General features: G+C 74.7%; 10 protein-coding genes and 1 pseudogene. 3 read left to right on the forward strand and 8 right to left on the reverse strand.

Features of this window, described 5'->3' with window-relative positions:
- Positions 1-126 precede the first annotated feature (126 nt).
- From ACFWXO_RS42230 to ACFWXO_RS42265, 8 genes and pseudogenes are all read right to left on the reverse strand, one after another.
- A pseudogene (locus ACFWXO_RS42230) lies at positions 127-1319 on the reverse strand (MFS transporter).
- A gap of 111 nt (positions 1320-1430) precedes the next feature.
- Positions 1431-2204: an alpha/beta fold hydrolase gene (locus ACFWXO_RS42235; RefSeq protein WP_380531759.1), complete on the reverse strand. Its 774-nt coding sequence runs from the start codon at positions 2202-2204 to the stop codon at positions 1431-1433.
- The gene (locus ACFWXO_RS42240) at positions 2194-3135 is read right to left on the reverse strand and encodes a Rieske 2Fe-2S domain-containing protein (RefSeq protein ID WP_375892832.1); all 942 of its coding nucleotides are present in this window, start codon (positions 3133-3135) and stop codon (positions 2194-2196) included. The genes ACFWXO_RS42235 and ACFWXO_RS42240 overlap by 11 nt, the downstream gene beginning before the upstream one ends.
- Before the next feature lie 39 nt (positions 3136-3174).
- Positions 3175-4434 (reverse strand): flavin monoamine oxidase family protein, encoded by a 1260-nt coding sequence (locus tag ACFWXO_RS42245; RefSeq protein ID WP_380531762.1) that lies wholly within the window; start codon positions 4432-4434, stop codon positions 3175-3177.
- The gene (locus ACFWXO_RS42250) at positions 4431-5618 is read right to left on the reverse strand and encodes a cytochrome P450 (RefSeq protein ID WP_380531765.1); all 1188 of its coding nucleotides are present in this window, start codon (positions 5616-5618) and stop codon (positions 4431-4433) included. The genes ACFWXO_RS42245 and ACFWXO_RS42250 overlap by 4 nt, the downstream gene beginning before the upstream one ends.
- 19 nt (positions 5619-5637) lie before the next feature.
- The gene (locus tag ACFWXO_RS42255; protein WP_375892827.1) at positions 5638-6498 is read right to left on the reverse strand and encodes an ABC transporter permease; all 861 of its coding nucleotides are present in this window, start codon (positions 6496-6498) and stop codon (positions 5638-5640) included.
- Positions 6495-7487, reverse strand: coding sequence for an ABC transporter ATP-binding protein (locus tag ACFWXO_RS42260; protein WP_380531769.1), 993 nt, complete (start codon positions 7485-7487; stop codon positions 6495-6497). The genes ACFWXO_RS42255 and ACFWXO_RS42260 overlap by 4 nt, the downstream gene beginning before the upstream one ends.
- Positions 7488-7580: 93 nt before the next feature.
- The gene (locus tag ACFWXO_RS42265; RefSeq protein WP_223886012.1) at positions 7581-7949 is read right to left on the reverse strand and encodes a hypothetical protein; all 369 of its coding nucleotides are present in this window, start codon (positions 7947-7949) and stop codon (positions 7581-7583) included.
- A 337-nt stretch (positions 7950-8286) separates the two neighbouring features.
- Here ACFWXO_RS42265 and ACFWXO_RS42270 point away from each other — a divergent pair, with 337 nt between their 5' ends.
- From ACFWXO_RS42270 to ACFWXO_RS42280, 3 genes are read left to right on the forward strand one after another with little or no spacing between them, the layout of a single operon-like run.
- Positions 8287-9615, forward strand: a complete 1329-nt coding sequence (locus ACFWXO_RS42270; protein WP_375892824.1) for a cytochrome P450 — start codon at positions 8287-8289, stop codon at positions 9613-9615.
- Positions 9612-10457 carry a class I SAM-dependent methyltransferase gene (locus tag ACFWXO_RS42275; protein WP_375892823.1) on the forward strand — a complete coding sequence of 282 codons (846 nt, stop codon included), beginning with the start codon at positions 9612-9614 and terminating at the stop codon, positions 10455-10457. The genes ACFWXO_RS42270 and ACFWXO_RS42275 overlap by 4 nt, the downstream gene beginning before the upstream one ends.
- A gap of 59 nt (positions 10458-10516) precedes the next feature.
- Positions 10517-10702, forward strand: coding sequence for a hypothetical protein (locus tag ACFWXO_RS42280; protein ID WP_360237855.1), 186 nt, complete (start codon positions 10517-10519; stop codon positions 10700-10702).
- Positions 10703-10832: the final 130 nt, after the last annotated feature.

A 10832-nucleotide genomic window follows, 5' to 3' on the forward strand; every position in this document is an offset into this window, starting at 1 on the left:
ACGCCCCCCCCCCCGGGGCGCCGCGCCGCCGCGCCCCCCCCCCCCCCGCCCCCCCCCCCCCCGCGCCCCCCGGGCCGGGCCGGGGGGGGGTGGGGGGGGGGGCCCCCCCCCCCCCTCCTCGGGCTTTCAGGCAGTGGCGACGGACCGCGGGGCGAGCTGCGCCACCACCGCGGCGGCGAGCGCCAGGCACCCGCCGACCACCATCACCGCGGACGGCGACCAGGCGTCGACGACCGCGCCGCCGGCCAGGGCGCCGAGCGAGATCGTGGCCTGGAAGGAGGACGTGAACACCACCGTGGCCGCCTCCGGCGCCTGCGGGGCCGCGCGGACGAACCAGCTCTGGACGCAGACCGGGACGGCGCCGTAGGCGAGGCCCCACACGACGAGCAGCGGCACCGCCCCCGTCAAGGACCTCCCGAAGGCCGGGAGCAGCAGGACGGCGGCCGCGAGCAGGCCGGTCGCGAGGGTGAGGGCGGCCCGGCTCCGGCCCGCCCGCAATCCGCCGGCGAAGTTGCCCGCCACACCGGCGACCCCGTAGACCAGCAGGAGCGCGGAGACGCCCCCGGCCCGGCGTGCGTCACGTCCGCCAGGAAGGGCGTGACATAGGTGTACGTCCCGAAGTGGGCGGTCACCAGGAGGAGGGTGACGGCGAGACCGGCGAGGACGGGCCCGGTGCGGAGCAGCCCGCACAGCACGGCGGGGCGGGTGGGGGTCTGCGGCGGCAGCGGGGGCAGGGTCACGGCGAGGGCGGCGGCCACGGCGAGGCTCAGCAGCGCCATGGCCGCGAACGCGGTCCGCCACCCGGCCAGGTGGCCGAGGAGGACCCCGGCGGGTACGCCGAGGACCGACCCCAGGGGGACCGCCGAGAAGATGACGGAGTTGGCCCGCCCCTGCCGCCGCGCGCCGACCAGGCGCGGGGCGAGCCCGGCGCCGAGCGACCAGAACGCGCCGATGACGACCCCGAGCACGACCCGGGCGGTGAGCACCGCCCAGTAGCCGGGGGCGAGCGCGGTGAGGAGGCCGGCGAGGGCGAGGGCGAGCATGAGGCCGCAGAGCACCGCGCGCCGGTCGGCCCGCCGGACGGCGACCGTGACGGCCGGGGCGGCGACGGCCGCGACGGCGCCCGGCAGGGTCATCATCAGCCCGGCGGTGCCGTCCGAGATCCGGAAGGTGGCGCCGATCGGGGTGAGCAGGCCGACCGGCAGGATCTCGGTGGTGACGATGGCGAAGATCCCCGTCGTGACGGCGACGACGGCCGGCCAACCCCGTTCGGGCGCAGGGGCGGTGGCGGGCGGGGTGGGGTGGAGGGTGGTGGACACGCGACCAGTCCAGCAGCGGACCGGTCGCGGGGCTGGCGTGAATGCGACCTGGACGGTCGGGGGTTCGGGCGGGCCCGGGGTTCGGGCGAGGACGGTTCGGGCGAGGACGGTTCAGGCGAGGTGGGCGGCGAGCAACTCGGCGCAGGCGTCGGGGCGTTCGAGCAGCGGGAGGTGGCCGGTCTCGGCCAGGGTCGCCAGCCGGCAGTCCGGGACGGTGTCGCGCAGCAGTCGGGCGTTGCGGGTGAAGGCGGGCATGTCCTCGTCGCCGAGGACGACCAGGGTGCGGGCGGTGATCCGGCGCAGGTCGTCCACCGTGTGCCGGTGGGCGGTGAGGGCGTCCATGGCGCGGTTGCCGAGTTCGGCCCAGCTGTGCCGGGCGACCACCTCCCGCAGGGCCGCGCGGAGTTCGGGGTGGCGCCGGGTGCCGGTGAAGATGTCCGGCGGGGACTGCATCCAGAGGTCGGCGAGCTGGTCGCCGGGGCCGACCATGCGGTGGAGCATCGACAGCTGCTGGTAGCGGACCCGGGCGGAGTCCTCGTTGGGGGTGCCGGCCAGGGTGGGGGCGGCGAGGACCAGGCGGTCGAGCGACCCGGGCTCCTGGAAGGCGAGTTGGAGGGCCGAGACGGAGCCGAAGGAGAGGCCGACCAGTCGGCGGGCGCCGGTGTCCGCCGCCACCTCGGCCAGTTGCCCGGCCAGGGCCGGGAGCGTCAGCCCCGGCAGGAGCGGGGCGGAGCCGCCGTGGCCGGGCAGGTCGACGCCGATGTGGGTGAAGCCGGGGAGGCGGTCCCACAGCGGCTGCCAGGTGGTGGAGTCCATGGTGTAGCCGTGGATCCACAGCACGGCCGGGCCGTCGCCCTGGCGGTGGAGGTGCAGGTCAGTCGTCAAGTCGGGCTCCGAAGTCGGCGCAGAAGCGGCGGAAGGCGAGCACCGGCTCGTCGCGGGCGTCGTAGCGCGGGGTCATGGTGTGGTCCAGGTGCTCCCAGACCACCTTGTCCTCGGCGAGCGCCTTCTCACTGCCGCCGAGCAGGGCCGGCAGCGCCGCCCGCTGGTCCTCGCGCACGCCGATGGCGACCCGGGCGACGCAGCCGCCGTCCCCGGTCGGGACGGAGCCGGTGACGATGACCTGCCGGGTCTCGGGCGGGCCGAACTCGGTGACCACCACGTGGGGGCTGAACGCCTGGGCGTGGAAGCGCGGCTTGAAGTCCCAGCGGACCCGGCCGGTGCGCACCGCCTCCCAGCGGATCTCCTCCAGCGTGCGGGCGTCCTGCCAGGGCGAGGTCTGCATCAGGAACTCGCCCTCGATGACGAGCTCGCCGTGCTCGCCCGCCCGGGTGGCCATCCCCCGGTTGCCGGGGACGCCGTGCACGGCCTTGAAGTGGTCCGGGTCGAAGGCGTTCTCGACGACGTACTCGGGCGGCACCGCGACCGGCAGGGCGACGGCCGCGACCAGCGGGTACTCGTCCTGCCAGCCCCGGACCGCCCGCTCGAAGCCGCGGTCGCCGTCCGGGTGGTCGGAGAGCCGGACGAACACGGCGTCGCCCCACTCCAGCACCCGGTGCTCGGCGACGGACCAGTGCTTGGACGGGTCGCCGAGGCCGATCCGCTTGCCGTGGAAGGGGCAGACCACGCAGTCGCCCTCGCGCCGCCCGCCGTAGCCCAGGTGGGCGCCGCGGTGCGGGCAGTTGGCGTCCAGGACGCGGACCCGCCCGCCCTCGCGGACGGCGATCAGGCGGCGCGCTCCGATCGCCAACGGGGTGATGTCGTCGGCCAGTTCGGATCGGAAGGCCAGCAGGTACCAGCCGTGGTGCACGGTCATCGGGCTCACGTTCATCGAATGGCGTTCATCGGGTGGCGTTCATCGGGTGGCGTTCATCGGAGTTCGTTCATCGGACGGCGCCCGTCGGAGTGCCTTGAGGACTTGTTCCGCGGCCCGCTCGCCGCTCGCCAGGGCGCCCTGCACCCAGGGCAGCTGCTCACCCGCGACGGTCGCCTCACCGGCGAGGAAGAGGGTGTCGTCGACCGGTTCGGCCCAGCGCCGGGCGGCGTCCTCCAGCCCGGCCCGGGGGGCGGTGAACGCCCCTCCCGCGTACGGGTCCTGGCCCCAGTCGGCGACCGCGGTGTCCAGGACGGCGGCGCCGGACGTCCAGGGCAGGGCGGTGGCGAGCAGGGCGGCCAGGGCCGTGCGGTCGGCGACGGCCGCGCGCAGCGACGCGGCGGCCCCCGCCTTGGCGACCACCAGCACCTCGGGGCGCCCGGCGGCGCAGCGGGTGAAGCCGGTGCGGCCGTCCACATCGAAGACGATCACGGTGTCGGGCGCGGGCCGGTCCAGGGTGACCACGGCGCAGCAGCCGTCCCCGGCGGGCAGCCCGGCGGCGGCGGCGAGCTTGGCCGCGGGCAGCCCGGCGATGCCGCCGAGGGCGGCCGGGGGGACGGTGAGGACGACGGCGCGGGCGACCGCGCCCCCGGCGTCCGTCCGTACCGTGGCCCGGCCCGGCTCGTACGACAACTCCCGCACCACCGAGCCGAGTCGGACGTCCAGGCCGTCGGCGAGCCGTTCGGTCAGCCGGGCGAAGCCGCCGTCGACGGCGTACTCGCCCTCGCCGGCGGTGTCCCCGCGGTGCGCGGCGGCGACCCCGGCGGCGCTGAGCCGCTCCGGGTCGGTGGCCCAGTTCTGCCGGAACCACTCGGTGGCGGCCGCGGCCTCGGCGCCGGTGCTGCCGCACGCGCGCAGCCAGCTGCCGACGGACAGGCCGGTGACGCCGGGGGTGCGCCGCAGCGCGGCCTCCAGCAGCCAGGGTGCGCGGCGGCCGGCGCTCAGCGCGCCCATCGACCGCTCGGCGCCGTCCTCGACGATCCGGGCGGTGACCCGGCGCGGGACGGCGCCGGTGCTCCCCGGTCCGAGCAGCTCGTGCACCGGGTTCCGGTCCCCGTGCACGACCTGGGCGCCGAGTTCCAGCGGCGGGCCGCCGTCGGCGGGCCGGAAGGTGTGGATCCGCCCGCCGAGCCGTTCCCGGGCCTCGTGCACCACGACCCGCAGACCCGCCCGGGACAGCAGTCGGGCGCAGGTGAGGCCGGACGCCCCGGCGCCGACCACGATGACGTCGTAGCTGGTCACAGCGCTGCTCCGAGCTCGATCGGGAGGGCCCGCAGTCGGCGGGGGACGAGGCTCTGGTCCCAGTCCGGGGCGCCGTCCGGGCCACGCAGGGCCGGGAAGCGGCGGACCAGCCGGGGCAGCAGCAGGGCGGCGGTCTGCCGGACCAGCGGGGCGGCCAGGCAGAAGTGCGGGCCGCCGCCGAAGCCGAGGTGGGGGTTGGGACTGCGGTCGAGGCGGAGCTCGTCCGGGTCGGCGAAGACCTCCGGGTCGCGGTTGGCGGCGGTGAGCACCGCGAGGACCCGGGCGCCGGGCGGCAGCACGCCGCCGGCCAGTTCGACCCGGTCGGTGGTGACCCGGGCGGTGAACGGGATCGGGGCCTCCAGCCGGAGCAGTTCGTCCACCGCGAGGCGGGCGAGGTCCTCGTCGGCGGCGGCGAGCCGGGCGACGGCCGGGCGGTCGGGCAGCAGCAGGTGCAGCGCGTTGCCGATGAACTCGGCGAGCGGCTGCCAGCCGCCGATCACGGCGAGGTTGAGGACGCCGAGCATCTCGGCGCGGCTGAGCCGGTCGTCGGCGGCCAGGGCGGCCAGCGGGACGTCCCGGTCCCGGACCCGGCCGGTGTGCCCGTCCAGGTAGTGGGTGAGCGCGGTGGCGGCGCCGCGGCCGAGGGCGGCGCGGGCCGGGGGCACCATCGGGTCGAGGTTGACGGAGGCGGCCCGGGCGAGCGCCTCGAAGCGCCGCAGCTCCGCCGCGGGCAGGCCGAACAGCCGCGCGTACACGGCGGTGGCGAGCGGCCGGCCGAGGTCGGCGACGGCGTCCACCCGCCCGCCGGCCGGCAGCCGGTCGAGCAGCGCGTCCACGTCCTCGGCGAGCCCGTCGGCGAGGGAGCGGACGGCCGCCGGCCCCAGGAGCAGCGCCCCCGGGGCCCGGAGCCGCTGGTGGTCCGGCGGGTCGGTGGTGAGCATGGACGGCGGCAGGGCGTCGTCGCGGGCGCGTTCCCGCTGGCCCTGGGCGGCGGAGAAGCGCGGGTCGCGCAGCACCGTCGCGCAGTCGGCGTGCGCGGTGACCAGCCAGAGCCGGGACGCCGGGTCGTGGTGGACCGGGTCGTTGGCCCGGAGCCACCGGTACGCCGGGTGCGGGTTCGCCCGCCCGGCGGGGGCGAACGGGTGGATCAGGTGGTCCGGCAGGCGCACCGGTGCCGTCGTCATGTTCCAGCTCCGAGGGGTCTCAGCGGACCTTGGGTCCGCGCCAGCGGAAGGAGAAGGCGGTCAGCACCAGGCCGGCCAGCGACCAGGCGACCAGGACCATCGCGATGTGGCCCAGTTCCCAGTTCCCGGCGGGCTCCACGGCGGTGAAGGAGTCCGGCAGGAAGACCGAGCGGAAGCCCTGGGCCATCCACTTGACCGGGAAGAACGCCGCCACCGTCTGCATCCAGGCGGGGAGTTGGCCGAACGGGAAGAAGACGCCGGAGATGAACTGCAGCACCATGAAGACCGGGGTGACGATCGCCGCCGCGGACCGGCTGTTGGGGATCAGCGCCGAGTAGGCGGCGCCGGCCATCGCACAGGCGACCGTGCCGAGCGCGAGGTCCCAGCCGAGGGTGAACCAGCGTTCCGGGGTGCTGGGCAGCGGCAGCCCGAACAGGGCCAGCGCGATGCCGATCAGCAGCACGGCCTCCAGCGCGGTGGTGACGATGACCCGCACCAGCTTGCCGACGAAGTACGCCGACTTGGGCATCGGGGTCATCGCGAGCCGGCGGACGGTTCCGGTGTCGCGCTCGATCGCGATGTTGATCGCGAGGCCGGAGAAGGAGGTGCTCATCACGCCGGCGGCGATGATGCCGGCCATGAACACCTGCTTGAGGTCGGTGTCGGTGCCGGCCACCTTCCCGGAGAAGATCGAGCCGAAGACGAACAGCAGGATCACCGGGAACATCAGGGTGAAGACCAGCGACTGCTTGTTCCGGAAGAACGCCCGCAGTTCGACCTTGGAACGGGCCGCGGAGGCCCGCCAGACGCCGGGCATCCGTCCGGCGCGCCGGGCTCCGTCGCGGGCCGGCGCGGCGACGGGGGTCTGGGTGAGGGTCATCGGGTCCCCGTCTCGGAGATCAGCTGGCTGTTGTCCGCGCCGCGGTCGGTGCCGTCGGCGTGCTCCCTGATCAGGTCCAGGTACACGTCCTCCAGGGTCGGCCGGTGCACCCGCAGTTCGGGCAGCTCGCCCACCCCTGCCCGGTGCGCCCACGGGACCAGGGCCGCGAGCAGCGCGGTCGGGGCGTGGGTGCCGATCCTGAGCACGCCGTCCGCGCCCACCGGGGCCGGGTCGGCCCCGGGTGGCAACGACGGCAGCGTGCGGCCGGCCAGCTCCGGCGGAATCCGGAAGGAGACCGTGGTCGGAGTCTGCGTTCGGCCGCCGAACTCGGCCAGCGGCCCGCACTGGACCACCCGGCCGGCGACGATCACCGCGGCGCGCTCGCACAGCGCCTCGGCCTCGTCGAGGTAGTGCGTGGTGAGCACGGTGGTGCGACCGCGCTCGGAGAAGTAGCGGACCAGGTCCCAGGCCTCCCGGCGAGCCACCGGGTCCAACCCGGTGGTGGGTTCGTCGAGGAAGATCAGGTCCGGGTCGCCGACGATGCCCACCGCGACGTCGAGCCGACGGGCCTGTCCCCCGGAGAGGTCGGTGCTCTGCTTCTTCTCGTGCTTGCCCAGTCCGACCATGTCGATGACCTGGCCGACCGGGAGCGGGTTCGGGTAGAACGCCGCGAAGTGCTCGACCACCTCACGGACCGTCAGGTCCGAGTAGGCACCGGTGGTCTGCGGGACCACTCCGATCCTGGCGCGCCAGTCGCGCCGGTCCTCGGCCGGGTCGCAGCCGAGGACCCGCACGTCACCGCCGGTTCGCTGGCGGACGCCCTCCAGGATTTCGACGGTCGTCGTCTTGCCCGCGCCGTTCGGCCCGAGCAGGGCGAAGACCTCACCCTGGTGGATGTCCAGATCCAGACCCTGGACCGCGTGCCAGTCGCCGTAGCTCTTGCGAAGGCCGCGGACTGAGACGGGGTGTTCCCCGACGGCAGTCGCCACTGTGGATCGCTCCTTGGTGGGGTGATCAGGTCGGCCTGGTCATCAGGTCGACCGGCCGGGCACCTTGCCCGGCTTGCGGGTTTCCCGGCTGGATCAGGTGCAGCAGCAGCACGGGCAGCAGCAGGAGTTGCCGCCGGCCGCGATGTCCGACAGGTCGCCCTCGCTGAGCTCGGCGGTGTCGATCTGCGGGGTCTCCGGGATGTGGAACTCGTAACGGCCGGTCGCCAGACCGATCTCGTACAGCTCGACCTGCACCTCGAGGTTGCCCTCCTGCTCGCCCTCGGCGGCAGTCTGGACGATGACGATCTCGGCGTCGGCCGGGAGCTCCAGGCCGGCCTCGGCGAGGGCGGCGCGGGCGTCGGTCCGCAGGCGGGCCGCGTACTCCTCGCTCGACCAGGCGCTGATCAGGGCGCGGGTGTAGCCGTTGACGAACTCGGCCCGCTTCCTCTGGTCCAAAGCCATGAGAATTTCCTTTTCTCTGGATTCCGGTTGGTCGTCGGCAGGCCTCGGCACTTCCGTGCTTCCCGGCGCTGCCGACGAATGAAGAATGACACGGCCGCAATGGGCCGCCAAGACCTCACTTCCGGTGCCCGGACTAAGTATTGAGCACGTGCGGCGGGTGCGGTAGATTTCAGGCGTCCCGCGCCCTTGAATACGCATCAGAATACGTATCGACATACGCATCCGAATGCGTACGGGGAATTCAGCGGGAAATACGTACGTATGTGTTCGCCGGGCGCGTACGCATTCCGGAAGTCCCGGGTGAGCACCGAGAGGAAACACGGGGGTGGTCCGCACCGTGCCTACGCACACCGTCCCGCCAGGCCCTGCCGACGACATCGACATGGCGCTGATGAGGGAGTCGCCGCTCGACTTCATCACCGGCCTGGCCCGCACCTACGGCGACGTCACCCGGCACCGCGCCGACGGCGACACCGTCTACCTGCTCAACCGGCCCGAGTACGCCCGACACGTCCTCAAGGACAACGGCGCCAACTACACCAAGGAGGGCACCCCGGACGACGCCATGCTGCGCCCGCTGCTCGGCAACGGGCTGCTGACCAGCAACGGCGCCGACTGGGCCCGCCAACGGCACCTCACCGCGCCCGCGTTCCGCCCCAGCGCCGTCCGCACCTTCGACGGCATCGTCACCGACGCCACCGCGCAGATGCTGGAGCGCTGGCGGCCCGCCGTCGAGGCCGGCACCCCGCTGGAGGTGGACCAGCACCTCACCGCGCTCACCCTCGGCATCCTCACCCACGCCATCCTGGGCGCCGACATCGACGGCATCGGCGAGGGCTTCGCCCGCGCGGTGGACGCCGTCAACCGCTGCATCGGCCACTACGTACCGACCCCGGACCCGGACCCGGCCGACACCGCCCGCCGGTACGCCGACTTCGGCCGCGCCCGGGTGTTCCTCAACACCGTCACCCGCACCCTGATCGCCGCCCGCCGCGCGGGCGGGGGCAGCGCGGGGGCGAGCGGCGACCTGCTGGACACCCTGATGTCCAGCCACCACCTGGTCTCCGACGAGGACCTCCGCGACCAGGTGCTGACCATCGTGATGGCCGGCCACGAGACCACCGCCAAGTCCCTGACCTGGACCCTCCACCTGCTCGACCGCCACCCCGAGGAGCTGGCCAAGGTCCAGGAGGAGGTCGACCGCGTCCTCGGCGGCCGCCCGCCGACCGCCGCCGACCTGGCCGCGCTCCCGGCCTGCCGGCGGGCGATCCAGGAGGCCATGCGGCTCTACCCGCCGGTCTGGCTGATCTCCCGCCGGGCCGTCGGGTCCGACGTCATCGGCGGGTACCACGTCGAGCCCGGCACCCTGGTGTGCGTCAGCCAGTGGGTGCTGCACCGCCACCCCGAATACTGGGACCGGCCGGACGCGTACCTCCCGGACCGCTTCGACGGCGCCGACCTGCCCAGCCACCTCTACCTGCCGTTCGGCGGCGGCGACCGGATCTGCGTCGGCCAGCACTTCGCGATGCTGGAGGCCGTCCTGGTGCTCGCCTCCCTGCTCCAGTCCGTCCGGCTGGAGCTGGTCGAGGGCTTCCCGGTCGAACCCGAGGCCCTGGTCACCCTCCGCCCCAAGCACGGCATGACGATGATCGCGAGGCCCCGATGAGCACCTCCGTACGACCGGTCGGCGGTTCCTACGACCCCGCCCGCACCACCGGCGGCGGCCTCGCCGCCGAACTCGACCGGCTGGAGGCGCAGGCCGCGCTCTCCTTCCCCGAGGAACTGCGCATCCTGCGCGAACTCGGCCTCCCCTCGGGCCGCACGGTGCTCGAACTCGGCGCCGGGCCGGGCGCGGTGACCCGCCGGCTGCGCGCCGCGCTGCCCGCCGGCACCGAACTGATCGCCGCCGACATCGACGGCGAACTGCTCGCCCACGCGGCCGGCCCCGGGGTGACCCTGCTGGTCGCCGACGGCGCCGACCTGCCGCTGCCGGACGCGAGCGTGGACTTCGTGCTGCTGCGCTACGTCCTCCAGCACGTGCCCGACCCGGTCGCGGTGCTCGCCGAGGTCCGCCGGGTGCTGCGCCCCGGCGGCACCGTCGCCGTCACCGAGGTCGACTCCGCGCTGTGGGGCGCCGCCGAGCCCTCGTACCCCGAACTCGCGGGCGTGCACGCCAAGATGGCCGCCGCCCAGCGGGCCGACGGCGGCGACCGCTCGATCGGGCGCCGGCTCCCCCGGCTGCTGCGCGCGGCCGGCTTCGAACAGCCGGTGCTGCGCCCCTTCGCCACCACCAACGACGACCACCCGACCGACGCCTTCGCCCCGCAGCTCGGCCCGCGGCGCCTGGAGCCGCTGGTCGCCCGGGGCGTCCTCTCACTGGCCGAACTCGCCCTCGCGGCGGACCGCTGGAACCGCTTCCGGTCGGACCCCGACGCCTGGGTGATGCTGCTCGGCCTCACCGCCGCCGCGACCGCACCCGCGGGCCGCGGACCGCAGGAAACCGCCTGACCGCAGGAAACCGCCCGACCGCACCACACCCCTCCCGGAAACCGGAAAGGACCACCTCCATGCACCCCAAGGTGAAGATCTTCATCACCATCTTCTGCTACATCAGCGCCGTCGCCGGCCTGGTCACCGCCGTGATGGACGCCAGCCACAAGCCCGCCGACACCACCTCCGCGGTGGTCGCCGGCGTGCTCGGGGTCGCCTTCCTGCTGGGCGGCCTGGCGCTGACCCGGAAGCCGCGCTACTGACGATGGCACCCGGTGGCTTAGCAGCGGGAAAGGGTCGGGGGGGGGGGGGGGCGCGTACACCACACCCCCCCCCCACACCCCCCCCCCCCAAGACGGCGGCGCGCCGGGCGCGTTAAAACCAACACCGCCC

Source organism: Kitasatospora sp. NPDC059088 (assembly GCF_042738155.1).
Lineage (GTDB): Bacteria > Actinomycetota > Actinomycetes > Streptomycetales > Streptomycetaceae > Kitasatospora.